The organism is Streptomyces paradoxus (assembly GCF_014202475.1).
Lineage (GTDB): Bacteria > Actinomycetota > Actinomycetes > Streptomycetales > Streptomycetaceae > Streptomyces > Streptomyces paradoxus.
The window spans coordinates 485,816-510,850 of sequence record NZ_JACHGV010000002.1 but is presented as its reverse complement, the minus strand read 5'-3'; the positions used below and the strand labels follow the sequence as shown (position 1 = coordinate 510,850).

General features: G+C 71.5%; 19 protein-coding genes. 13 read left to right on the top strand and 6 right to left on the bottom strand.

Annotated features, from left to right (window positions below):
• Window positions 1-137 precede the first annotated feature (137 nt).
• The 6 genes from HNR57_RS07260 (at window position 138) to holA (ending at window position 6,973) form a co-directional block, all read left to right on the top strand.
• Complete coding sequence (locus HNR57_RS07260; protein ID WP_425583458.1) at window positions 138-1,070, top strand: ComEA family DNA-binding protein; 933 nt, start codon at window positions 138-140, stop codon at window positions 1,068-1,070.
• Entirely contained in the window at window positions 1,067-3,673 is a 2,607-nt protein-coding gene (locus HNR57_RS07255) for a ComEC/Rec2 family competence protein (protein WP_184557908.1), read from the top strand. Before HNR57_RS07260 ends, HNR57_RS07255 begins: the two co-directional genes overlap by 4 nt.
• Window positions 3,674-3,677: 4 nt before the next feature.
• Window positions 3,678-4,508, top strand: coding sequence for an arylamine N-acetyltransferase family protein (locus tag HNR57_RS07250; protein WP_184557905.1), 831 nt, complete (start codon window positions 3,678-3,680; stop codon window positions 4,506-4,508).
• A 214-nt stretch (window positions 4,509-4,722) separates the two neighbouring features.
• Window positions 4,723-5,604, top strand: a complete 882-nt coding sequence (locus HNR57_RS07245) for a YceI family protein (protein ID WP_184557902.1) — start codon at window positions 4,723-4,725, stop codon at window positions 5,602-5,604.
• A 38-nt stretch (window positions 5,605-5,642) separates the two neighbouring features.
• Complete coding sequence (locus HNR57_RS07240; protein ID WP_184557899.1) at window positions 5,643-5,888, top strand: hypothetical protein; 246 nt, start codon at window positions 5,643-5,645, stop codon at window positions 5,886-5,888.
• Window positions 5,889-5,983: 95 nt separating this feature from the next.
• Complete coding sequence (gene holA, locus HNR57_RS07235; RefSeq protein ID WP_184557897.1) at window positions 5,984-6,973, top strand: DNA polymerase III subunit delta; 990 nt, start codon at window positions 5,984-5,986, stop codon at window positions 6,971-6,973.
• 181 nt (window positions 6,974-7,154) lie between these two features.
• On the opposite strand, the gene HNR57_RS07230 is transcribed toward holA, so the two are convergent.
• A complete protein-coding gene (locus HNR57_RS07230) occupies window positions 7,155-7,580 on the bottom strand; it encodes a VOC family protein (RefSeq protein ID WP_184557894.1) in 426 nt (141 codons plus the stop codon).
• Window positions 7,581-7,681: 101 nt separating this feature from the next.
• On the opposite strand from HNR57_RS07230, the gene HNR57_RS07225 reads away from it, so the two are divergent.
• Entirely contained in the window at window positions 7,682-8,077 is a 396-nt protein-coding gene (locus HNR57_RS07225) for a nuclear transport factor 2 family protein (protein ID WP_184557891.1), read from the top strand.
• 175 nt (window positions 8,078-8,252) lie between these two features.
• Here HNR57_RS07225 and rpsT read toward each other — a convergent pair whose 3' ends face one another.
• Window positions 8,253-8,519 (bottom strand): 30S ribosomal protein S20, encoded by a 267-nt coding sequence (gene rpsT, locus HNR57_RS07220; RefSeq protein WP_184557888.1) that lies wholly within the window; start codon window positions 8,517-8,519, stop codon window positions 8,253-8,255.
• A gap of 240 nt (window positions 8,520-8,759) precedes the next feature.
• Here rpsT and lepA point away from each other — a divergent pair, with 240 nt between their 5' ends.
• A complete protein-coding gene (gene lepA, locus HNR57_RS07215) occupies window positions 8,760-10,628 on the top strand; it encodes a translation elongation factor 4 (protein ID WP_184557885.1) in 1,869 nt (622 codons plus the stop codon).
• Window positions 10,629-10,877: 249 nt separating this feature from the next.
• Entirely contained in the window at window positions 10,878-12,749 is a 1,872-nt protein-coding gene (locus HNR57_RS07210; RefSeq protein ID WP_184557882.1) for an AMP-dependent synthetase/ligase, read from the top strand.
• A gap of 88 nt (window positions 12,750-12,837) precedes the next feature.
• Here HNR57_RS07210 and HNR57_RS07205 read toward each other — a convergent pair whose 3' ends face one another.
• Both HNR57_RS07205 and HNR57_RS07200 read right to left on the bottom strand, forming a co-directional pair.
• The gene (locus HNR57_RS07205) at window positions 12,838-13,308 is read right to left on the bottom strand and encodes a response regulator (protein WP_184557878.1); all 471 of its coding nucleotides are present in this window, start codon (window positions 13,306-13,308) and stop codon (window positions 12,838-12,840) included.
• Window positions 13,305-17,381, bottom strand: a complete 4,077-nt coding sequence (locus HNR57_RS07200) for a HAMP domain-containing protein (protein ID WP_184557875.1) — start codon at window positions 17,379-17,381, stop codon at window positions 13,305-13,307. Before HNR57_RS07200 ends, HNR57_RS07205 begins: the two co-directional genes overlap by 4 nt.
• A gap of 102 nt (window positions 17,382-17,483) precedes the next feature.
• Here HNR57_RS07200 and HNR57_RS07195 point away from each other — a divergent pair, with 102 nt between their 5' ends.
• Both HNR57_RS07195 and hemW read left to right on the top strand, forming a co-directional pair.
• The gene (locus HNR57_RS07195) at window positions 17,484-19,703 is read left to right on the top strand and encodes a SpoIIE family protein phosphatase (protein ID WP_184557872.1); all 2,220 of its coding nucleotides are present in this window, start codon (window positions 17,484-17,486) and stop codon (window positions 19,701-19,703) included.
• A 27-nt stretch (window positions 19,704-19,730) separates the two neighbouring features.
• Window positions 19,731-20,963: a radical SAM family heme chaperone HemW gene (gene hemW / locus HNR57_RS07190; RefSeq protein WP_184557869.1), complete on the top strand. Its 1,233-nt coding sequence runs from the start codon at window positions 19,731-19,733 to the stop codon at window positions 20,961-20,963.
• 105 nt (window positions 20,964-21,068) lie between these two features.
• Here the strand turns inward: hemW and HNR57_RS07185 are convergent, their stop codons facing one another.
• A complete protein-coding gene (locus HNR57_RS07185) occupies window positions 21,069-21,872 on the bottom strand; it encodes a DUF3097 domain-containing protein (protein ID WP_184557866.1) in 804 nt (267 codons plus the stop codon).
• A 31-nt stretch (window positions 21,873-21,903) separates the two neighbouring features.
• Window positions 21,904-22,635, bottom strand: coding sequence for an MBL fold metallo-hydrolase (locus HNR57_RS07180; RefSeq protein ID WP_184557863.1), 732 nt, complete (start codon window positions 22,633-22,635; stop codon window positions 21,904-21,906).
• A 171-nt stretch (window positions 22,636-22,806) separates the two neighbouring features.
• Here HNR57_RS07180 and hrcA point away from each other — a divergent pair, with 171 nt between their 5' ends.
• Together hrcA and dnaJ are read left to right on the top strand one after the other, a co-directional pair.
• Window positions 22,807-23,823 (top strand): heat-inducible transcriptional repressor HrcA, encoded by a 1,017-nt coding sequence (gene hrcA / locus HNR57_RS07175; RefSeq protein ID WP_184557860.1) that lies wholly within the window; start codon window positions 22,807-22,809, stop codon window positions 23,821-23,823.
• Complete coding sequence (dnaJ, locus tag HNR57_RS07170; RefSeq protein ID WP_142164010.1) at window positions 23,823-24,959, top strand: molecular chaperone DnaJ; 1,137 nt, start codon at window positions 23,823-23,825, stop codon at window positions 24,957-24,959. Before hrcA ends, dnaJ begins: the two co-directional genes overlap by 1 nt.
• Window positions 24,960-25,035: the final 76 nt, after the last annotated feature.

Sequence of the window (25,035 nt, the reverse complement as noted above, 5' to 3'; positions counted from 1 at the left end):
CAGGGGTGTTGTTCGGCGAGCCTGCCGGGTCTGCCGAGCCTGCCGGGTCAGTCGAGCTTGCCGGGTCGGCCGAGGCCGCCGGACCTGCTGGGTCGGTCGGGTCGGTCGAATCGGTCGGGCCTCCGGGGCGGGGCGAGTTGGTCGAACGTGTCGGGGAGCGGCGGGAGTCGGGGCAGGGACCGCCGGGGCAGGGGCCGCCGGGGTCGTCGGGTTCCGTCGGTGTCGATGAGGCCCGGCCAGGGCCGGCTGCCAGAGGCGCTTTCGCCGAGCCGGAGGCCGAGGACGGCGGCGGGGCGGAGGGAGCCTGGAGGGAGCGGGCCGGGCTCGCGCTGCGGGAGCGGATGCCGCTGTGGCTGCAGGACCGGTGCGGTCTGGAGCGGCGGAACGTGCTGGTCCTGACGGTGGTGCTCGTCGTCGCGGCGGGGTTCGCCGTGCAGCACTTCTGGGCAGGCCGCTCGCAGACCGTGCGACCGCCGGAGGTGGTGCGGGCGGCGGTGCCGTTCGGGGAGCGGCAGGAGGGCGGACAGACCGGCGGGGAGCGGGGCCCGGTCGCTGCCGGGGTGCCGTCCCGTGGCGCCTCGGGAGCTTCCTCCGGATCCGTGAAGGCGGGGGCGGCCGCGATCGTCGTGGACGTCAGCGGCAAGGTCCGCGAACCGGGGATCCACCGGCTGCCGGCCGGATCGCGGGTCGCGGACGCGCTGCACGCGGCGGGAGGGGTGAAGCCGGGCACGAACACCGACGGGCTCAACCGCGCCCGGTTCCTCGTGGACGGCGAGCAGGTGATCGTCGGGGGACCGGCTCCCGCCACGGGCCCCGGGGCGGGCGGTACGGCACCTGGTGGACCGGCCGGCGCGGTGGGTGGGGTGGCCGCCCCAGCGGCTCCCGTCCCGCTCAACACGGCCACCGCGGACCAGCTCGACACCCTGCCGGGGGTCGGCCCGGTGCTGGCCCAGCACATCATCGACTACCGCATGCAGCACGGCGGCTTCCGTTCCGTGGACGAACTGCGCGAGGTCAACGGCATCGGCGACCGCCGCTTCGCCGACCTGCGGAACCTCGTACGGCCATGAGGAGCCTGACCGGCTCGCCGTCGCGGCAGGACGGGGCCGCGTCCGGGCTCCGGCCGGCCCGGTCGTCCGTGCACGCTTCCTCCGGCACACGCCTCGGCACTGCCCGCCCGCGCCAGGAGGGCCCGACGGACCTGCGGCTCGTGCCGCCCGCCCTGGCGGCCTGGGGCACGGCGGCGCTGGTGCTCGACGTGTCGCCGACGTGGGTGCTCGGCATCGTGATCGGCTGTCTGGTGGCCGTCGGACTGCTGCCGCTGACCCGGCGGCGCCGGACGGCGTCCTGGCCACGAGCTTCGGCTGCCGCGCTGCTGCTGTGCGTGGCCGCGGCCGCCGCCTCGGCCGGGCTGCACGGGGCGGATCTGCGCCGGGGGCCCGTGCCCGGCCTGGCGCGGGAGTACGCGTCGGTGACGGCCGAGGTCGAGCTCAGGTCGGACCCACGGCTCACCCGGCCGAGAGTCCGGGGCGATCACGTGGCTCCGACGGCCGTGCTGATCGACGCCGACGTGCGGCGCGTCCAGGAGACGGGCGGCACGGCGGCGACGACACGGACGCCGGTGCTGCTGATCGTCGACGTGTCCAAGGCACCACCCGGCCGGGCGATCGGTGCACGAGGGCGGTCAGCGTGGCTCGGACTGCTGCCGTCGACGCGGCTGCGGGTCAGTGCGCGGCTGGCGCCAGCGATGACGGGCGGCGACCGGATCGCGGCAGTGCTGCGGGTGCGGGACCAGGGCGAACCGGACGTGGTGGGAAGCCCCTCGGGGCCGCAGCGGCTCGCCGGGCGGCTGCGCGCCGGGCTGCGCGAGGCGACCGACGGACTGCCGGCGGACGCCCGGGCACTGCTGCCGGGGCTGGTCGTGGGGGACACCTCGCGGATCACTCCGGAGCTGGAGGAGGCCTTCAAGGAGACCGACCTCACACACACTCTGGCCGTATCCGGGGCCAACTTCACGATCCTCCTCGCGCTGCTGCTCGGGCCGCCGGGCCTGGCGCAGCACGTCGAGCGGCGGGGGCTCGCGCCCCGGCTCGGCATCTCCCTGCGCGGGACGGCGGTGCTCGGGGGTGCGCTCTCGCTCGGGTTCGTCGTCGTGTGCAGACCGGACCCGAGCGTGGTGCGGGCCGCGGCCTGTGGAGCCGTGGCGCTGCTCGCCCTGGCGACCGGCCGCCGCAGATCGATGATCCCCGCGCTGGCGACGGCGGTTCTGCTGCTGGTGCTGTACGACCCCTGGCTCGCGCGGAGTTACGGGTTCCTGCTGTCCGTCGTGGCGACCGGCGCCCTGCTCACGCTCGCGCCGCGCTGGAGCGCGGGGCTGCGGCGGCGCGGGGTGCCGCCGAGGATGGCTGAGGCGCTGGGCGCCGCGGCGGCCGCGCAGGCCCTGTGCGCGCCCGTCGTCGCCGTGCTGTCGGCGCGGGTGAGCCTGGTTGCGGTGCCCTGCAATCTGCTCGCGGAGTTCGCGATCGCTCCGGCGACCGTGCTGGGGTTCGCGGCTCTGGCCGCGGCGCCGGTGGCGATGCCGGTGGCCGAGTTCCTGGCCTGGTGCGGGCACTGGCCCGCCGAGTGGATCGCGCAGATCGCCCGGACCGGGGCGGCGCTGCCGGGCGCGGGAGTGGAGTGGCCGGGCAGATGGACGGGTGCGGCGCTGCTCCTGACCGTGACCTTCGTGGTGGTGTTCGTCGGACGGCGGCTGCTCGGACATCCGTGGTGGTGCGGGGTCTGCGGAGTGCTGCTGGTGCTGGTGGTGGTGCAGCCGCCGCCGCTGACCCGGGTGGTCACGGGCTGGCCGCCGCCGGGCTGGCGGCTGGTGATGTGTGACGTGGGGCAGGGCGACGCCCTGGTGCTCGCGGCGGGCGAGGGGAGCGGCGTGGTGGTGGACGCGGGACCCGACCCGCAGCTCGTCGACCACTGCCTGCGCTCACTGGGCATCAGCAGGCTCCCGCTGGTGGTGCTCACCCACTTCCACGCCGATCACGTGGCGGGCCTGCCCGGGGTGCTGCGCGGCCGGGAGGTGGGCGCGATCGAGACGACGGGGTTCGAAGAGCCCGCGGACCAGGCCGCGTTCGTCCGGAGACTGGCGGCGGCACGGCGGATCCCCGTGACGCGGGCGGCGGCCGGGGAGCAGCGGCGTACGGGGGAGTTGGCCTGGCAGGTGGTGTGGCCGCCCTCGAGTCCGCCGCCGAGCCCGTCGCCGGATTCGCCCCCAGGGGTGGTTCCGGGGATGCTTCCGGCTCATCCGGTCCCGGAGGGGCCGAACGACGCCAGTGTCGCCATGCTGGTCCGCTCCGGCGGACTGCGCCTGCTGCTCCTCGGGGACCTGGAGCCCCTGGCGCAACGGGCACTGGCCCGGTCGCCGGCGGCCGAGGCGCTCAAGGGCGTGGACGTGCTGAAGGTCGCCCACCACGGCTCCGCCTACCAGGACCCGGGCCTCATGGGCCGGGTCGCTCCGCGGCTGGCCCTCATCTCCTGCGGCGAGGGCAACTCGTACGGGCACCCGGCGCCCGGCACGGTCGCGGCGCTGCGCGACGGGGGCGCGGCGGTGCTGCGGACGGACCGGGACGGCGCGCTCGCGGTGGTGGGAGGGGGCGGAGAGCTGAGCGTGGCGCGAGACTGAGGGCATGAACTCAGCAGAAGTTGATGCCTATCTTCACCGTCTGGGAGTCGAGCACCCGGCGTGGCCCACGGTCGACGCACTGCGTGAGCTGCACCTGAGTCACCTGCAGACCGTGCCGTTCGAGAACCTGTCCATCCACCTGGGCGAGGAGATCGTGCTGGAGGAGAAGCGGCTGCTGGACAAGGTGGTGGGCGCGCGGCGGGGCGGGTTCTGCTACGAACTCAACGGCTCCTTCGGGGCGTTGCTCGCCGCGCTGGGGTACGACGTGGCGCTGCTGGCGGCGCGGGTGTACGGGGACGAGGGGCGGCTTGGGATCCCCTACGACCATCTCGCGTTGCGGGTGCGGACGGTGGACGGGGGTGACTGGCTGGCCGATGTGGGGTTCGGGGCGCACAGCCACCTTCCGCTGGCGTTCGGGGACCGGGGGGAGCAGGAGGATCCGGGCGGCACGTTCCGGATCGTCGAGGCGGAGCCGGACGCGGCGGGGGTGCGCGGTGGGCACGGCACGGTGGAGGCGGCGGACCTGGACGTGTTCCGGGGCGGCACACCGCAGTACCGCCTGGAGGTGCGGCCGCGGGTACTGGGCGACTTCGTGGCCGGCGCGTGGTGGCACAGCACGTCGCCGGTGTCGCATTTCACCCGGTCGCTGGTCTGTTCGCGAGTGACGGAGGACGGGGGCAGGATCACGCTCAGCGGGCGCAACTTCACGGTGACGACGGCCGACGGGACGCGGGAGGTCCGGGAGCTGGAGACGGACGAGGAGGTGCTCGGGGTGTACCGGGAGCGGTTCGGGATCGGACTCGACAAGGTGCCGGCCCTGCGAGATCCCGCGTAGGAGCCAATTCCGGCCACGCAGGGCCCAGACAGGGCTATACAGGGCCACACGCGACCACACGGGGCTACTCGTGCGTAGTACCAGCACAACTGCTGGATTCCCGTGATGTGGTCCCGTGTTGCCCCGAAAGCCTCACCGGTGGTCGAATGCGTCTTCGGCAATGTGTGATCAACAGTGATCAACAGGCGATTTCGAGCCACTCAGGGAGTCGTGGATGATCGGCCGCTGGCGGGGAAGCCGCACCAGCCGGGTGCAACGGACGAGTCCCCTGGCGGCGGTGCCGACACCGCCGAGCGCGGGAGTGCTGGCCTGCCGGGTGCTGGACCCGGTCAACGAGCCGGTCAGACACGCGGAGTTCGCGGTCACGGACGCCGTGGGGCGGCCGGTGGTCAGCGGGGGAGCGGACCCGTACGGGTCGTTCGTGACGACGGTGCCCGCGGGGGAGTACCGGCTCGCGGTGTCGGCGGAGGGGTACACGCCCTACCGGGCGACCACGCAGGTCGCCGAGAACGCGCTCGCGTCCCTCGGGGACGTGACGCTCCAGCTGGCCCGGCCGCCGGAGCTCCCCGGCGCCGGTGACTGGGAGATCGAGTCCGCGCACTCCTCCATCGGCTTCACCGCGCGGCACATCGGACTGGCCCGGATCCACGGGCGGTTCAAGTCGTTCGCGGGGGTCATACGGCTCACCGACCCGGTGGAGCGGTCGGCGATGCACGTGGTGATCGACGCGGCGTCCATCGACACCAACATGAGGATGCGCGACGACCATCTGCGCTCGGCGGACTTCCTGGACGTCGAGCGGTTCCCGACGCTGGAGTTCTACAGCGAACGGTTCCTGCACAGGGGCGGGAACCGGTGGGCCGTGACGGGGGCGCTGTCGCTGCATGGCGTGACGCGGACGGTCACGCTGGACACGGAGTACCTGGGGCTGGGCAACGGCATGGAGGGCGAGGTGCGGGCGGCCTGCCGGGCCACGACCGAGCTGCACCGGGACGACTTCACGGTGAGCTGGCAGACCATGCTGGCGCGGGGCATCGCGGTGGTGGGGCCGAGCATCAGGGTCGACCTCGACGTGCAGGTCGTCCGCAAGGGCTGAGCGGAGGGGCCGCGAGGCGGTGTCGGACAATGTCCGGCGTGAGTGATGTGCGACATGTGCTGGTGCTGCCCGACCGAGACGCCGCGGAAGAGGTGGTGGAGGCGCTGCGGGAGCGGTTCGGGGTCGTCGAGGAGCCGCAGCTGGTGCGGGACGCGCTGGCCGGGGAGGACGACGCCGAGGACGCGCAGTGGCTGGTCGTCCTGCGGGACGAGGACGGGCGGCTGAACCCCGGGGAGCTGGACGGGCTGGCCGGCGAGTGGGAGGGCTGGCGGGAGGAGCCGTAGCGGCTCCCGGTCCTGCGTGCGTGCGGCCCGGGGTGTGGTCGCACGTCCTGGTCCGCCGGGGCCCGCTGTCAGTGGCCCGTGGGATGCTTGTCGCGATGGCCAGGAAGACTGCGAATGACGACCCCCTCGCCCCGGTGACGCTCGCCGTGGGCCAGGAGGACCTGCTCCTCGACCGTGCCGTGCAGGAGGTGGTGGCCGCCGCGAAGGCCGCCGACGCCGACACGGACGTACGGGACCTGACCCCGGACCAGTTGCAGCCCGGCACGCTCGCCGAGCTGACGAGCCCGTCGCTCTTCGCGGAGCGCAAGGTCGTGGTCGTACGCAACGTGCAGGACCTGTCGGCCGACACCATCAAGGACGTGAAGGCGTACCTGGGTGCCCCCGCCGAGGAGATCACCCTCGTGCTGCTCCATGCCGGCGGGGCCAAGGGCAAGGGGCTGCTCGACGCGGCGCGCAAGGCTGGGGCACGAGAGGTGGCCTGCCCCAAGATGACGAAGCCGGCGGACCGGCTGGCGTTCGTGCGGGGCGAGTTCAGGGCGATGGGGCGCTCAGCCACACCGGAGGCGTGCCAGGCGCTGGTCGACGCCATCGGCAGCGACCTGCGGGAGCTGGCCTCGGCGGCGTCGCAGCTGGTCGCGGACGTCGAGGGGACGATCGACGAGGCGGTCGTCGGGCGGTACTACACCGGGCGGGCCGAGGCGTCGAGCTTCACGGTCGCCGACCGGGCGGTCGAGGGGCGGGCGGCGGAGGCCCTGGAGGCGCTGCGCTGGTCGCTGGCGACCGGCGTGGCGCCGGTGCTGATCACGAGCGCGCTCGCCCAGGGCGTCCGGGCGATCGGGAAGCTGTCGTCCGCGCGCGGGGGCCGGCCGGCCGACCTGGCGCGGGAGCTGGGGATGCCGCCGTGGAAGATCGACCGTGTGCGGCAGCAGATGCGGGGCTGGACTCCGGACGGCGTGTCGATCGCGCTGCGGGCCGTGGCCGAGGCGGACGCGGGGGTGAAGGGCGGAGGCGACGACCCCGAGTACGCCCTGGAGAAGGCAGTGGTCACCATCGCCCGAGCGGCCCGCTCCAGAGGCCGGGGCTAGCCGCTCCCCGAGCCCGGACGGAGCCCGGCCGGATCCCTCGCCCAACGTCTCGCTCCCATGAGCCCGGGCGGCACGCTGCAGAAGCGTCCCGACCTCAGCTCCGGAAGCCGCCCCAGGGTCTCGAAACCCGGAAGCCCGCCCCGGCCCCGGCATCCGAAAGCCCCAGGGCACCGCGCCGACCTCACACAACCGGCTCCCCCACCCCCAGCAGGTTCCCCTCGCTGTCGCGGAACCAGGCGCCTCGTTCGCCCCGGGCGCCCTTGCTCGGGTAGTTCCCCTCGATCTCGGCGATGCCGCCCCGGGTGCGGAAGCCGGGGGCGTCGACCTCCTCGAACACGACGCCGCGCCGTCGCAGCTCGGCGACCGCCGCCTCGATGTCCTCGACCTCCAACGCCATCTGGGTGAAGGTGCCGGGCGAGGACCCCGTGGAGCGGAACAGGACGAACTCCGCGCCGCCGCACCGGTAGAGCAGCCCTCCGGGCCGTTCGTCGACGGGATCCAGTCCGAGCTTCTCCGAGTAGAAGCGCCGCGCCCGCTCCAGGTCCTGGGCGGGGAGCCTGGTCGCCACGCGGACCAGGACCGGCGCACTGGTGTCGTCTTTGTTCATGTTTCCACTGTGCCGTGATCGAGTCGCCCTCCTCCTGCCGAAGAGGAGAATCGGGTGTGTCAGCCGTACGTCGCCAAGTGACGGAGAGGTGGCGAAAGGTCATGGCTGAACACCCGCACGCAGCGCTCGTCCGCAAGGGATTCGAGGCCTTCTCGCGAGGTGACATGGACACCCTGCGGGGATTGATCGCGGGGGACGCCACACACCACGTGCCCGGAGATCACCCGCTGTCGGGTGACTTCAAAGGGTTGGACTCGATCATCGAGATGTACGAGCGGCTCGGCGCGGAGACGAACGGGACGATGCGCGCCGAACTGATCGGCATCGGCGTCGACGGCCGCGGACACGCGGTCGGCATGACCCGCTTCACGGCCGAGCGCAACGGCAAGAGCCTCGACGACACCGGCTGCATCATCTTCCGGATCGTCGGCGACAAGGTCACCGACCTCGACGAATGCGTCGAGGACATCGACAAGAACAACGAGTTCTGGTCCTAGACGTGCCGAAGGCCCCGCCGGCCGCTCTGGGGAAGAGCGGAAGGCGGGGCCTTCGATTCAAGCTGCTGGATCCGCGCCCGCGTGGCGAACGCAGGCCGCGCGCGGATCCGAGGGGTGCCGGACGGGAGCGGATGAGAGAGGGCCCGCTCGATTCCCTCCGACGTCACATCAGATGTCAGCCCTTGAGCGCGGCGACCTTCTGAGCCAGCGCCGACTTCTTGTTGGCAGCCTGGTTCTTGTGGATGACGCCCTTCGAGACGGCCTTGTCGAGCTGACGCGCGGCGACGCGCTGGTACTCGGTGGCCTTCTCGACGTCACCCGCGGCAGCAGCCTCACGGGCCTTGCGGATCGCGGTCTTGAGGGAGGACTTGACGGCCTTGTTGCGCTGCCGGGCCTTCTCGTTGGTCTTGATCCGCTTGATCTGGGACTTGATGTTCGCCACGAATGAGCCTTCTCAGGTTCTGGCACGAGGGCGCACGCAACCGCGCGCTTCTCGCACCGGGTGATTTCTTGAGGTAGCGCCTCCTGCGAGAGGGCATGAGGCACAGCCACCCAGGCTACCAGCGGCCCCTTCCGCGGCCCAAACCCGTCCGTGGTCCCCACCCGTGGGACCATGGAGGCTACGTATCGATCCGACCCGAGACCGCAGACACTGCGGACGCCTCAAGAATCAGGACCCTGCGTGCCCGCGACCCCCAGCCACGTGCCCGAGCCGAGCCGTACCGATCCGGCTCTGATCCGCAACTTCTGCATCATCGCGCACATCGACCACGGCAAGTCCACGCTCGCCGACCGGATGCTCCAGCTGACCGGAGTGGTCGAGCAGCGGCAGATGCGCGCCCAGTACCTCGACCGCATGGACATCGAGCGCGAGCGTGGCATCACGATCAAGTCACAGGCGGTGCGTCTGCCGTGGGCCCCCACCCACGACAAGAACGACACGCACATCCTCAACATGATCGACACCCCGGGGCACGTCGACTTCACCTATGAGGTCTCGCGGTCGCTCGCCGCGTGCGAGGGGACCGTCCTCCTGGTCGACGCCGCCCAGGGCATCGAGGCGCAGACCCTCGCCAACCTCTACCTGGCGATGGAGAACGACCTCACGATCATCCCCGTGCTGAACAAGATCGACCTGCCGGCCGCGCAGCCCGAGAAGTTCTCCGAGGAGCTCGCCAACCTGGTCGGGTGCGACCCGGAGGACGTGCTCAAGGTGTCCGCCAAGACGGGCCTGGGCGTCGAGGCGCTGCTCGACAAGGTCGTCGCGGAGATCCCCCCGCCGGTCGGTGTCGCGGACGCCCCCGCCCGCGCGATGATCTTCGACTCGGTCTACGACTCCTACCGCGGTGTCGTGACGTACGTCCGTGTCATCGACGGCCAGCTCAACAAGCGCGAGCGGATCCGGATGATGTCCACCGGCGCCACGCACGAGCTGCTGGAGATCGGCACCAACTCGCCCGAGATGCTGCCGGCCGACGGTCTCGGCGTCGGCGAGGTGGGCTACCTCATCACCGGTGTGAAGGACGTCCGCCAGTCCAAGGTCGGTGACACCGTCACCAGCCAGCAGAAGGGGGCCACGGAGGCGCTCGGGGGCTACAAGGACCCCAAGCCCATGGTCTTCTCCGGGCTCTATCCGCTGGACGGATCGGACTACCCGGAGCTGCGCGAGGCCCTGGACAAGCTCCAGCTCAACGACGCCGCGCTGGTCTACGAGCCGGAGACCTCCGCCGCCCTCGGCTTCGGCTTCCGCGTCGGCTTCCTCGGCCTGCTGCACCTGGACGTGATCCGGGAGCGGCTGGAGCGCGAGTTCGGCCTCGACCTCATCGCCACCGCGCCGAACGTGGTCTACCGCGTCCTCATGGAGGACGGCACCGAGCACACCGTCACCAACCCCAGCGAGTTCCCCGAGGGCAAGATCTCGGAGGTCTACGAGCCGGTCGTGCGGGCCACCATCCTCGCGCCCAGCGAGTTCATCGGCTCGATCATGGAGCTGTGTCAGACCCGGCGCGGTGTCCTGCTCGGCATGGACTACCTCTCCGAGGACCGGGTGGAGATCCGCTACACCCTGCCGCTCGCCGAGATCGTCTTCGACTTCTTCGACCAGCTGAAGTCCAAGACCCGCGGCTACGCCTCGCTCGACTACGAGCCCACCGGCGAGCAGACCTCCAGCCTGGTCAAGGTCGACATCCTGCTGCACGGCGACAAGGTGGACGCCTTCTCGGCGATCACCCACAAGGACCAGGCGTACGCGTACGGCGTGCGGCTCGTCGCCAAGCTCAAGGAGCTCATCCCGCGGCAGGCCTTCGAGGTGCCGGTCCAGGCCGCCATCGGCTCCCGGGTCATCGCCCGCGAGACCATCCGCGCCATCCGCAAGGACGTCCTCGCCAAGTGCTACGGCGGTGACATCTCCCGTAAGCGGAAGCTGCTGGAGAAGCAGAAGGAAGGCAAGAAGCGGATGAAGATGGTGGGTTCCGTAGAGGTTCCGCAGGAGGCCTTCATCGCCGTCCTGTCGAGTGATGACAGTGCGGGGTCGGGCAAGAGCAAGAAGTAATCACGGATTACCGAGGGTTACACCGCAATCCGGGTTGAACAGGGGCCTGCCGTGCGAAGGTGCGGTGGGCCCTGTGCGTGCGTGGGGTAGCTCTCTGTACGAAGTGACAGGCCGCGGCCCCTTACGCAGGGGCCGGTCGCCCTTTACTCTGATCCCTGCTCGATAGTTACTCGCGAGTTAAACAAGAGCTCCTGAGTGAACCCAGCCGCACCTGAGCCAGCCGCATTGTCGCGGGCCCCGGAGGATGTCGTGAGCGACGCACAGACCCTGATCGAGAACCGTCCGCCGTCCGTGGCGGGCCTCTTCCTGGAGCGCGTGACGGCCACGCCGGACGCCGAGGCCTATCGGTATCCGGTCCCGTCGTCGGGCCAGGGGCCGGACGACTGGAAGTCGCTGAGCTGGGCGCAGGCAGCCGAGCGGGTCTACGCCATCGCGGCGGGCCTCATCGAGCTCGGCGTGCGGCCGGAGCAGCGCGTCGCCCTCGCCGCCGGCACCCGGATCGAGTGGATCCTCGCCGACCTCGGCATCATGTGCGCCGGAGCGGCCACCACCACGGTGTATCCGCAGACCAACGCCGACGAGTCCGCGTACATCCTGTCGGACTCCGAGAGCCGGGTGCTGATCGCGGAGAACGCCGAGCAGCTGGCCAAGGCCAAGGAGAAGCGCGCCGAGCTGCCCGAGCTGACGCATGTCGTGGTGATCGACGCGGCCGGGGTGGAGACCGCCGACTGGATCCTCACCCTGGACGAGCTGGAGAAGCGCGGCGCGGCCCGGCTGGAGAAGGACCCCGACCTGATCAAGGAGCGGGTCGGCGCGATCACCAAGGACCAGCTGGCCACCCTCATCTACACCTCGGGCACCACCGGCCGCCCCAAGGGGGTGCGCCTGCCGCACGACAACTGGTCGTACATGGCCAAGGCGATCGCCGCGACCGGGCTGGTCAGCACCGAGGACGTGCAGTACCTCTGGCTGCCCCTCGCGCACGTCTTCGGCAAGGTGCTGACCTCCGGGCAGATCGAGGTCGGGCACGTCACCGCCGTGGACGGCCGGGTCGACAAGATCATCGAGAACCTGCCGGTGGTGCAGCCGACGTACATGGCCGCCGTCCCGCGCATCTTCGAGAAGGTCTACAACGGCGTGGCGGCGAAGGCCCGGGCGGGCGGCGGCGCCAAGTACAAGATCTTCCAGTGGGCGGCCGAGGTGGCCCGCGAGTACGCCAAGGTCTCGCAGGACAACTTCCGCCGGACCGGGACCCTGTCCGTGCCCTTCGGCCTGGGCGCGAAGCACAAGGTCGCCGACGCGCTGGTGTTCGCCAAGATCCGCGAGGCCTTCGGCGGGAACCTGCGGGCGTGCGTCTCCGGCTCCGCCGCCCTCGCGCCGGAGATCGGCTACTTCTTCTCGGGCGCCGGCATCCACATCCTGGAGGGCTACGGCCTGACCGAGTCCTCGGCGGCGTCCTTCGTGAACCCGGGCGAGGCCTACCGCACCGGCACGGTGGGCAAGCCGCTGCCCGGTACGGAGGTGCGGATCGCCGACGACGGCGAGATCCTGCTGCGGGGCCCGGGCATCATGGAGGGCTACCACAACCTGCCCGAGAAGACCGCCGAGGTGCTGGAGCCGGACGGCTGGTTCCACACCGGGGACATCGGCGAGCTGTCGCCCGACGGCTACCTGCGCATCACCGACCGCAAGAAGGACCTCATCAAGACCTCGGGCGGCAAGTACATCGCCCCGGCGGAGGTCGAGGGACAGTTCAAGGCGGTGTGCCCGTACGTGTCCAACATCCTGGTGCACGGGGCCGACCGGAACTTCTGCACGGCGCTCATCGCGCTCGACGAGGTCGCCATCACCGACTGGGCCAAGGACAACGGGCTGGAGGGCAAGTCGTACGCGGAGATCGTTTCCTCGCCGGTCACGGTGGAGATGGTCGACGGGTATGTGAAGCAGCTCAACGAGGGGCTTCAGCGGTGGCAGACGATCAAGAAGTTCCGGCTGCTGCCGCGTGACCTCGATATCGAGCACGGTGAGATCACACCGAGTCTGAAGCTGAAGCGGCCCGTGGTGGAGCGGGAGTACAAGCATCTGATCGACGAGATGTATGAGGGCTCTCGCGAGGCGTGAGGGTGGCGGGGCTGTGTGGCGGCCTCGGGTGCGTGGGGGGTGTTCGCGCCCACGCGGCGGAGCCGCACATCGATACAGCCCCGCGCCCCTAGGTAGCCTGCTCCACCCGGCGGCGAAGGTCCTGGATCTCCGCGCGCAGGCGTTCCACCTCTCTGCCTTTGCGGTAGAGGTCCAGGAAGACGCTGACCTTGGCCCTGAGCACCCATGGGTCGAAGGGCTTGGTCACGTAGTCCGCGGCGCCGGTCGCGTAGCCGCGGAAGGCGTAGCCCGAGTCGTCGTCCGCGCCCGTGAGGAAGATGATCGGGACGTCGCGGGTCTGGTCCAGGCGTTTGATGTGGGCGGCCGTCTCGAAGCCGTCCATGCCGGGCATGCGGATGTCGAGCAGGACCAGGGCGATCGGCTGCCGCAGCAGGGCCTTCATCGCCTCCTCGCCGGAACGGGCGCGTACCAGCGGCTCGTTGAGGGAGGCTAGGACGGCCTCCAGGGCGGTCAGGTTGTCCTCCATGTCGTCGACGAGGAGGATTCCCGCGCGTTCGGGGTGGGTGGCCGTGCCGCTCATGCCTCTTCTTCCGTGCCCTCGGGGTCCAGCAGTTCGCACACGACCGTCAGCAGGCCGTCGATGTCCACCGGCTTGGGCACGTAGTCGTTGGCGCCCCGGGCGATGGACTTCTCCCGGTCGCCGGGCATCGCCTTGGCCGTCAGGGCCACGATCGGCAGGCCCGCCCAGCGGGGTGTGCGGCGGATCGCGGAGATGGTCTCGTAGCCGTCCATCTCCGGCATCATGATGTCCATCAGGACCAGTTCCACGTCCCCGCTGCGCTCCAGCGTCTCGATGCCCTCGCGGCCGTTCTCCGCGTACAGCACGGTCATGCCGACCCGGCCCAGGACATGGGTGAGGGCGAAGACGTTGCGGATGTCGTCGTCGACGATCAGCACCCGCCGCCCGGCCAGGATCCGGCCCGGCCTGCCGGACGTCCACGCCTCCAGCTTGGTCGGGGACGGCCAGGCGTCGTCCGTGTCGTGCGCCACCGGGAAGGGCTCGGCGGGCCGGAGGGGCAGCGGCAGGCCGGCGCGGTCCTCGGGGACCGGTACCGGCGCCGTGTGGCCTGGGCTGACGACCGGGACGTAGAGGGTGAAGGTGGAGCCCTTGCCGGGCTCGCTCTCGGCGATGATCCGGCCGCCCAGCAGGCCCGCGATCTCCCGGCTGATGGACAGACCGAGGCCGGTCCCGCCGTACTTGCGGTTGGTGGTGCCGTCGGCCTGCTGGAACGCCTCGAAGATCACCGGGAGTTTCGCGGGCGCGATCCCGATGCCGGTGTCGGACACCGAGAACGCGATGACGTCGTCCGTCTCCCGGACGTAGCGGTGCTCGGCGTCCTGCACCCGGTCCACCCGCAGTTCGACCTTGCCGGACGCGGTGAACTTGATCGCGTTGGAGAGCAGGTTGCGCAGGATCTGCTGGAGGCGCTGCTCGTCGGAGTACATCTCGCGCGGTACCTCCTCGCCGACCGCCACATCGAAGGCCAGCCCCCGGTCGAGGGTGAGCGGGCGGAAGGTGGCGTGGACGTAGTCGAGGAGCTTGATGAGGGGGAGCCGTTTGGGGCGTACGTCCATCCGGCCGGCCTCGATCTTCGACAGGTCGAGGATGTCGTTGATCAGCTGCAGGAGGTCCGAGCCCGAGCGGTGGATCGTCGTCGCGAACTGCACCTCCTGGTCGGAGAGATGGCCGTCCGGGTTGTCGGAGAGCAGCCGGGCCAGGATCAGCAGGGAGTTCAGCGGCGTGCGCAGCTCGTGCGACATGTTGGCCAGGAACTCCGACTTGTACTGGGAGGACGTGGCCAGCAGGGCGGCCTTCTCCTCCAGCTCGGCGTTGGAGCGCTGGAGTTCGCCTTGCTGCTTTTGGAGTTCGTCCGAGCGCTCCTGGAGCTGCATGGCCAGGCGCTGGGACTCGCCGAGCAGGGACTCCGTGCGGGAGTTGGCGATGATCGTGTTGATGGCGACGCCGATGGTGTTGACGAACTGGTCGAAGAACGCCAGGTGCACGTCGGAGAAGCGGGAGAAGGAGGCGAGTTCGATGACCCCGAGGAGCTTGTCCTCGAAGAGGATCGGGATGATGACGATCGTGGTCGGGGCCGCTTCTCCCAGACCGCTGTTGATCTTGATGTAGTCGGGCGGGGCACCCTCGACGAGGATCCGCTTCTTCTCCCGGGCCGCCTGCGCGACCAGACCGTGCACGGGCAGGCCGCCGGTCTCGACGGTCGCGTCCTGGGCGGCGCCGTAGCCGGCGATGAAGGCCAGGCCCTTGGTGGGGACCGTGGCGCCGTCCTCCTCGGGATCGGCCAGGTAGAACGCCCCGTACTGGGCGTTCACCAGCGGGGTCAGCTCGCGGAGTATCAGGTCGGCGACCTCCATCAGGTCCCGGTGGCCCTGCATCAGGGCGGCGAGCCGGGCCAGGTTGGACTCCAGCCAGTCCTTCGCGCGGGTCGTCTCGCGCAGGTTGGCCACCATCAGGTTGATGTTGTCCTTCAGCTCGGCGACCTCGCCCTGCGTCTCCACCGTGATCGAGCGGGACATGTCGCCCTGGGCCACGGCGGAGGCGACCTCGGCGATGGCGCGGACCTGGGTCGTGAGGTTCGACGCGAGTTCGTTGACGTTGGTCGTCAGGCGCTTCCAGGTGCCGTAGACGCCCTCCACCCGCGCCTGGCCGCCCAGTTGCCCCTCGGAGCCGACCTCGCGGGCGACACGCGTGACCTCGGAGGAGAACGAGGAGAGCGTGTCGACCATGGTGTTGATGGTCGTCTTCAGCTCCAGGATCTCGCCGCGCGCGTCCACGTCGATCTTCCGGGACAGGTCGCCCTGCGCCACGGCCGTCGCGACCTGGGCGATGTTGCGGACCTGGGAGGTGAGGTTGTCGGCCATGTAGTTGACGTTGTCCGTCAGGTCCCGCCAGACGCCGGAGACGCCCAGCACCTGGGCCCGGCCGCCGAGCCGCCCGTCGGTGCCGACCTCGCGGGCCACGCGGGTCACCTCGTCGGCGAAGGCGCGCAGCTGCTCCACCATCGTGTTGACGGTGTCCTTCAGTTCGAGGATCTCGCCGCGCGCGTCGACCGTGATCTTCTTCGACAGGTCGCCGTTGGCGACGGCGGTGGTGACTTGGGCGATGTTGCGGACCTGGGACGTCAGGTTCAGCGCCATGAAGTTGACGTTGTCGGTGAGGTCCTTCCAGACGCCGGAGACGCCGCGGACCTGGGCCTGTCCGCCGAGGTTGCCTTCCGTGCCGACCTCGCGGGCGACCCTGGTCACCTCGTCGGCGAACGCGGACAACTGGTCGACCATCGTGTTGATCGTGGACTTCAGCTCCAGGATCTCGCCCTTGGCCTCGACCGTGATCTTCTTGCCGAGGTCGCCCTGGGCTACGGCGGTGGAGACGAGGGCGATGTTCCGCACCTGGGAGGTCAGGTTGTCGGCCATGAAGTTGACGTTGTCGGTGAGGTCCTTCCAGACGCCGGAGACGCCCCTGACCTGCGCCCGGCCGCCGAGGTTGCCTTCCGTGCCGACCTCGCGGGCCACGCGGGTCACCTCGTCGGCGAAGGCCGAGAGCTGGTCGACCATCGTGTTGATCGTCGACTTCAGCTCCAGGATCTCGCCCTGCGCCGCGACCGTGATCTTCTGGGACAGGTCGCCGTTGGCCACGGCCGTCGTCACCTGGGCGATGTTGCGGACCTGGGAGGTGAGGTTCGACGCCATGAAGTTGACGTTGTCGGTGAGGTCCTTCCACACCCCGGAGACGCCCCGGACCTGCGCCCGGCCGCCCAACTGGCCCTCGGTGCCGACCTCGCGGGCCACGCGGGTGACCTCATCGGCGAAGGCGGAGAGCTGGTCGACCATCGTGTTGACGGTCAGTTTCAGCTCCAGCAGCTCACCGGTCGCCTCGACCGTGACCGTGCGGGTCAGATCGCCGCGGGCCACCGCCGTCGTCACCGCCGCGATGTCCCGCACCTGGGCCGTCAGCCGGGACGCCATCGTGTTGACGGCCTCCGTCACGTCCCGCCAACTGCCCGAAAGACCCTGGACCTTGGCCCGGCCCCCGAGCCGCCCCTCGGTGCCGACCTCACGGGCGACCCGCGTCACCTCGCCGGTGAACAGGGAGAGCTGGTCCACCATCTTGTTCACGGCCCGGCCCAGCCGCCGCAGGTCACCGCGCAACTGCCGCGTCCCGTCGTGCAGATCGACCCGCTGGGTCAGATCGCCTCCGGCCACCGCGTCCAGCACGCGCGTTGCGTTCGCCGCCGGGGCGACCAGGGCGTCGAGCAGCTGGTTCACGTCGTTGACCCGGGACGTCCACAGGCCCTGACCCGGGCTGGCCGAGAGCCGCTCGTCGAGCCGGCCGTGGCGCACCAGCTCCCGTCTGACGCGCTGCACCTCGGTGGTGAAGTGGACGCTGCGGTCCATGATCTGGTTGAAGACCGCGGTGAGTTCGGCCACCATCCCGTGGCCGGATTCCGGCACCTTGGTGAAGTCGCCGTCGCGGGCGGCTGTCATGGCGGCGAGCAGGGGACGCAGATCGGATGCACGAATCTGACCGTCTTCGTACCGGTCTTCGACCACAGGAGTAGCACGGTTCTCACTCATGGCGGCCCACTTCGGTAACTCGGCGCTTATGGGCGTGGTCAGTCTGTCACTCTGTCGGCATCGACTGTGGCGTATTCGTACGAACTGCCCGGGGAGCTGTCCATGGGGGCCATTCCGACGCAACGGGAGACCGCTTCCCGTGCCTCAGAGGCGCCTGCACACGCTGGGGAGACGCCCGTGCCCGTCCAGGAAGGGCCAGTTTCCGAGGAGCCCGGACCTCGCGCGGAGGCACGCGCGCCGGGGGATGCGCGGGCGTGCGCGACCCTGCCCGGCAGTTCGCTCGCGCCGGGCGCCGCCCGCGCCCTGGTGCGCGCGGCGCTCGCCGACTGGACCGGGCTCGGCCTGCCCGGCGCCGAGCACCTCACCGACCGCCTCGCCGACGACGCCACGCTCGTCGTCAGCGAACTCGTCACCAACGCCGTCGTGCACGCCGGCACCGACGTCGAGATGGAGTGCCGGCTGGAAGGCGACGCGCCGGACACGGCCGCGCTCGTCGTCGAGGTCTCCGACCACCACCCCTCGCGCGCGCCGCGCGGCAGCGAGCCGGAGACGCCGCACGACACCCCCGAGCACGGGCGGGGCCTGCGGCTCGTCGGCGCGCTCTCCGAGGCGTGGGGGATCACGTACCGCACGGGCCGCAAGACCGTCTGGGCGCGGCTGCCCGCCGCGGGGTGCGCGGCCGGCGAGCAGATCGAGGCGTACGCCGGGGAGCACGCGCTGGCGCGCGGCCTGCGGGTCGCCGAGATCCTGGCACCCGAGCCGCTCCCGGGCGACGAGGCGGGGGAGGCCGTAGGGGTCTGGCGTGGCGCTGGAGAGCCGTGGGACCTGCGTGAGGCAGGAGAGACATGGGGCTCGCGGGAGGGCGGAGAGGCGCGGGACTGGCCGGACTTACAGGAAGCTCACGGCCTGCGCGACTGGAACGACCTCCGGGACTGGCGGGACCGGCACGAGAACCGCGACGGACGCAACGGGCCCGACGGCGCCTGGCTCGGCCGCGGCGCCCTCTCCTTCCTCGCCGAGGCCTCCGACCTGCTGGCCGGGCAGCTCGACGAGGACCTGGTCGCGGCCCTCGCCGGGCAGCTGATCGTGCCGCGGCTGGCCGACTGGTGCGCGGTGTGGCTGGAGGACGAGGCCACCGGCGGCGGCTGGAGCGGCGGAGCGGGCGCGGGCGGACCGCGCCTGGCCCGGGTCTGGCACGGCAGCGAGAACCGCATCGAGGAGCTGCGCCGCGTCCTGGAGAAGGACCCGCCGCAGCCGTTCGACCCGACGGGAGCCTCCCCGTTCGAGCGCAGCCGGGAGGGCGGCCGGTCCGGGCCCGTCGACTACCCCTGGCCCGGCGAGGCGCTCGGTGACGGCGAGCCCGGCGCGGCCCTCGCGTACCGGCTGGTCGCCGGGGGCCGCCCGCTGGGCACCCTCGTCATCGGCCGCTCCGGGAAGGCCGGCTTCCCCGACGAGATCACCGGCCTCGTCGAGGACCTCAGCCGCCGGGTGGCCCTCGCCATCGGCGCCGCCCGCCAGTACGCCCGCCAGGCCACCATCAGCGCCGTCCTCCAGCGCGGGCTGCTGCCGGGCGCCGTGGCCGAGATCCCCGGCATGCGCAGCGCCCTCGTCTACGAGCCGTGCGACAAGGGCGGGCCGAGCGGCGACTTCTACGACCTGTTCCCGGCCGGCGACGGCCGCTGGTGCTTCGCCGTCGGCGACGTCCAGGGCAAGGGGCCCGAGGCGGCCGTCGTGATCGGCCTGGCCCGGCCCTGGCTGCGGCTGCTGGCCCGCGAGGGCTACCGGGTCGGCGACGTCCTGGACCGCCTCAACCAGCTGCTGCTCGACGACGCCACGGAGGCCGCGGACGCGGCGGCGAGGGCGCTGGTCGCCGCGGGGGCACGGCCGACCCCGCCCGGCGACGGCCCCCAGACGCGCTTCTTGTCCCTGCTGTACGGGGAACTCGTCCCCTTCGACGGCGGCGTCCGCTGCACCGTCGCCTCCGCCGGACACCCGCTGCCGCTGCTGCTCGGGGCCGGCGGCGAGGTCCACACGGCGGCGCAGCCCCAGACCCTCCTCGGCGTCGTCGAGGACGCGACCTACACCAGCGAGACCTTCGAGCTGCGCTCCGGCGACACACTGCTGTGCGTCACCGACGGCGTGACCGAGCGCCGCTCGGGCTCCCGCCAGTTCGACGACGGGGACGGGCTCGCCGCCGCGCTCGCCGGGTGCGCCGGGCTGGACGCGGAGCTGATAGCCGAGCGGATCAAGCGGCTGGTGCACGAGTTCGGGGCACGGCCCCCGGCCGACGATCTCGCCCTGCTGGTGCTCCAGGCGGACTGACCCCGCGGGTGCTGGACAATGGAAGGCATGCCTTCCGCACTTCCCGACGGCGAGCCCGTCCCCGACGACGGCACGCTGCCCGCGTCCGCGCTCGCCGGGGCCGCCGACCGCCCGCTCGGGTTCTACCTGCACGTCCCGTACTGCGCGACCCGCTGCGGCTACTGCGACTTCAACACGTACACCGCGACCGAGCTGCGCGGCACCGGCGGGGTCCTCGCCTCCCGCGACAACTACGCCGAGACGCTGGCCGACGAGATCCGGCTGGCGCGCAAGGTGCTGGGCGACGACCCGCGGCCGGTCCGGACGGTGTTCGTGGGCGGTGGCACGCCCACGCTGCTGGACGCCCGTGATCTCGTCGGGATGCTGAAGGCCGTACGCGACGAGTTCGGGCTCGCGGAGGACGCCGAGATCACGACGGAGGCCAACCCGGAGTCGGTCGACCCGGTGTATCTGGAGGTCCTGCGCGAGGGAGGCTTCAACCGGATCTCCTTCGGGATGCAGAGCGCCCGCCGGCACGTGCTGAAGGTGCTGGACCGTACGCACACGCCGGGGCGGCCCGAGGCGTGTGTCGCGGAGGCCCGGGACGCCGGGTTCGACCATGTGAACCTCGACCTGATCTACGGCACGCCGGGTGAGTCCGACGACGACTGGCGGGCTTCGCTCGACGCGGTGCTGGGGGCCGGGCCGGACCACGTCAGCGCCTACGCCCTGATCGTCGAGGAAGGGACGCAGCTGGCGCGCCGGATCCGCCGGGGCGAGGTGCCGATGACCGACGACGACGTCCACGCCGACCGGTACCTGATCGCGGACGAGGTTCTCTCGGGCGCGGGATTCGAGTGGTACGAGGTGTCGAACTGGGCGACCTCGGAGGCCGGGCGGTGCCTGCACAACGAGCTGTACTGGCGGGGGGCCGACTGGTGGGGGGCCGGGCCCGGCGCGCACAGCCACGTGGGCGGGGTGCGGTGGTGGAATGTGAAGCATCCGGGGGCGTATGCGGCCGCGCTGGCTTCGGGGAGGTCGCCGGGGGCCGGGCGTGAGGTGCTGTCGGAGGAGGACCGGCGGGTCGAGCGGATCCTGCTGGAGCTGCGGCTCAAGGAGGGGGTGCCGTTGTCGCTGCTGCGGGAGGAGGGGTTGGCGGCGTCTCGACGGGCCTTGTCCGACGGGTTGCTCCAGGAGGGGCCGTACGAGGGTGGGCGGGCTGTCCTGACGTTGCGCGGGCGGTTGCTGGCGGACGGGGTCGTGCGCGATCTCGTGGACTGAGGTGCTCGGCGTGGGTGCCGGGGCCGGGGTGTTTCGCAGCCCGGCGTAGCGGGGTGCCGCTCTCCTTGGGACGGGAGCCGCCCTCAGCGGCACGCATGCCCGCAGCTAGGGAGCCGTCACGAAGTCGATCAGTTCCTCCACCCGGCCCAGCAGCTCCGGCTCCAGGTCCTTGTACGAGTGGACCCCCGACAGGATCCGCTGCCACGCCGCCCCCGTGTTCTCCGGCCAGCCCAGCGCCCTGCAGACACCCGTCTTCCAGTCTTGCCCGCGCGGGACCCGGGGCCAGGCGTCGATGCCCAGGGACGACGGTTTCACCGCCTCCCAGATGTCGATGTAGGGGTGGCCCACGACCAGCGCGTGCTCGCTCGTCACCGACTGTGCGATGCGCCACTCCTTCGAGCCCGGCACGAGGTGGTCCACCAGGACGCCCAGCCGCGCGTCCGGCCCGGGGGCGAAATCGGAGACGATCGACGGCAGGTCGTCGACGCCCTCCAGGTACTCCACGACCACACCCTCGATGCGCAGGTCGTCGCCCCACACCTTCTCGACCAGCTCGGCGTCGTGCCGGCCCTCGACGTAGATGCGGCCGGCGCGGGCGACACGCGCCCGTGCGCCGGGGACGGCGACCGAACCGGAGGCAGTGCGGGCGGGACGCGCGGGGCCGCCCGGCGACGGGCGGACGAGCGTCACCACCCTGCCCTCCAGAAGGAAGCCGCGCGGCTCCATCGGGAACACCCGGTGCTTGCCGAAGCGGTCCTCCAGCGTCACCGTGCCCGCCTCGCAGCGGATCACCGCGCCGCAGAAGCCGGTCCCCGGCTCCTCCACCACCAGACCCGGCTCCGCCGCGACCTCGGGCACCGGCTTCGGCTTCTTCCACGGCGGGGTCAGATCGGCGGAGTACTGGCGCATTCGCATGACGATAGGAGAAGCCGGAGGGCGATCACCGCGACACGCCGAAACGCGCCGCCAGCGCGTCCCGTTGCGCCCGCACGAACGCCGCGTCCACCACCGCTCCGTGACCGGGCACGTACAGCGCGTCCTCGCCGCCCAGGCCGAGCAGCCGGTCCAGGGCGGCCGGCCAGTGCGACGGCACCGCGTCGGGGCCCGCCTGCGGCTCGCCGGACTCCTCGACCAGGTCACCGCAGAACACCACCTCCGGATCACCCGGCACCAGCACCGCCAGGTCGTGCGCGGTGTGCCCCGGGCCGACGTTCGCCAGCAGCACCTGCCGGCCGCCGCCCAGGTCGAGCGTCCACTCGCCGGAGACCATGTGGCCGGGCCCGGCCAGCCGCTCCGCCGCCTCCTCGGCCGTCGGCGCCGCCAGGCCGTGGCGTACCGCGTCCGCCCGCAGCTCCTCCCGGTCCCGCACGCGCGTCAGCACCGCGTCCACGCCCACCGCACCGAAGACCTGCGCGTCCGGGAGCGCAGCGGCGCCGAAGACATGATCGAAGTGCGGATGGGTCAGCGCGAGATGTGTCACACGGTGACCCGTGAGCGCCCGTGCCTGCGCGCCCAGTTTCGCTCCCTCGGCAAGGCTCGACCCCGCGTCGATCAAGAGGGCCGTGCCCTCACCGGCGACCAGCCCCGCCGTGCAGTCCCACACCGGCAGCCGGCACCGCCCCACCCCGGCGGCCACGCGCTCCCATCCGAGGTCTTCCCAAGTCACCGTCATACGGCGACGCTAGCGGTGCGCCCCGCTCGGGGCACGGCGCCGCACGACCAGCCTTGCCGGGGGTGTACCCCACCGCCGTACACTGGGCCGGGGAATGCTGGCACTCGCACGCGCAGAGTGCCAGGCCGGACCGGCAGGGCAAGCAGGCGGAGACATCTGGAGGTGTGCGCGATGCTCAGTGAACGCAGGCTCCAGGTGCTGCGCGCCATCGTCCAGGACTACGTCGGCACCGAGGAGCCGGTGGGCTCCAAGGCCCTCACCGAGCGGCACAACCTCGGCGTCTCCCCGGCCACCGTCCGCAACGACATGGCGGCCCTGGAGGACGAGGGGTTCATCGCCCAGCCGCACACCAGTGCCGGGCGCATCCCCACCGACAAGGGCTACCGGCTGTTCGTCGACAAGCTCGCCGGCGTCAAGCCGATGACCGCGCCCGAGCGGCGCGCGATCCAGAACTTCCTGGAGGGCGCCGTCGACCTCGACGACGTCGTGGCGCGCACGGTACGGCTGCTCGCGCAGCTCACCCGTCAGGTCGCCGTCGTGCAGTACCCGTCGCTGACGCGCTCGACCGTGCGGCACGTGGAGTTGCTCTCCCTGGCGCCCGCGCGGGTGATGCTCGTGCTGATCACGGACACCGGGCGGGTCGAGCAGCGGGTGGTCGACTGCCCGGCGCCCTTCGGCGAGGCTTCGCTGGCGGATCTGCGCGCGCGGCTCAACAGCCGTGTGGCGAACCGCCGTTTCGCGGATGTGCCGGGTCTGGTGGAGGATCTCCCGGAGGCGTTCGAGCACGAGGACCGGGGTACGGTCTCTACGGTGCTCTCCACACTTCTGGAGACGCTCGTCGAGGAGAACGAGGAGCGGCTGATGATCGGCGGCACCGCCAATCTGACCCGCTTCGGGCATGACTTCCCCCTCACGATCCGGCCGGTGCTGGAGGCGCTGGAGGAGCAGGTCGTGCTCCTCAAGCTGCTCGGCGAGGCGAAGGATCCGGGCGTGACCGTACGGATCGGTCACGAGAACGCCCACGAAGGACTCAACTCCACGTCCGTCGTGTCGGTCGGCTACGGTTCGGGCGGCGAGGCAGTCGCCAAGCTCGGCGTGGTCGGACCGACCCGCATGGACTACCCGGGAACGATGGGAGCGGTACGCGCAGTGGCACGGTACGTCGGACAGATCCTGGCGGAGTCGTAGTGGCCACGGACTACTACGCCGTACTCGGCGTGCGCCGCGACGCGTCGCAGGAAGAGATCAAGAAGGCCTTCCGGCGGCTCGCCCGCGAGCTGCACCCGGACGTCAACCCCGATCCGAAGACCCAGGAGCGGTTCAAGGAGATCAACGCCGCTTACGAGGTGCTGTCGGACCCGCAGAAGAAGCAGGTCTACGACCTCGGCGGCGACCCGCTCTCGCAGGCCGGCGGCGGCGGCGCGGGCGGCTTCGGAGCCGGCGGCTTCGGGAACTTCTCGGACATCATGGACGCGTTCTTCGGCACGGCGTCGCAGCGCGGACCGCGCTCGCGCACCCGCCGCGGCCAGGACGCGATGATCCGCATCGAGGTCGAGCTCGACGAGGCGGCCTTCGGCACGACGAAGGACATCCAGGTCGACACGGCCGTCGTCTGCAACACCTGCAGCGGCGAGGGCGCCGCCCCGGGCACCTCCGCCCAGACGTGTGACATGTGCCGCGGCCGCGGTGAGGTCTCGCAGGTCACCCGGTCCTTCCTGGGCCAGGTCATGACGTCGCGCCCGTGCCCGCAGTGCCAGGGCTTCGGCACGGTCGTCCCGACGCCGTGCCCCGAGTGCGCGGGCGACGGCCGCGTGCGGTCCCGCCGCACGCTCACGGTCAAGATCCCGGCCGGTGTCGACAACGGCACGCGGATCCAGCTCGCCGGCGAGGGCGAGGTCGGCCCCGGCGGCGGTCCGGCCGGTGACCTCTACGTCGAGATCCACGAGCTGCCGCACAGCACGTTCCAGCGGCGCGGCGACGACCTGCACTGCACGGTGACGATCCCCATGACGGCGGCGTCCCTCGGCACGAAGGTGCCGCTGGAGACGCTCGACGGCATGGAGGAGGTCGACATCCGCCCGGGCACCCAGTCCGGCCAGTCGATCCCGCTGCACGGCCGGGGCGTCACGCACCTGCGCGGCGGCGGACGCGGCGACCTCATCGTCCACGTCGAGGTCCAGACCCCGACCAAGCTCGACCCCGAGCAGGAACGCCTGCTGCGCGAGCTCTCCAAGCTGCGGGGCGAGGAGCGGCCGACGGGGCAGTTCCAGCCGGGGCAGCAGGGGCTGTTCTCGCGGTTGAAGGACGCCTTCAACGGGCGCTGAGACCGAGCGTGCTTCTGGTCTATGCCAGTCGGCAGGCCGGTTTCGGAGTTGTTCGGAGGACGTGACAACATGCGGT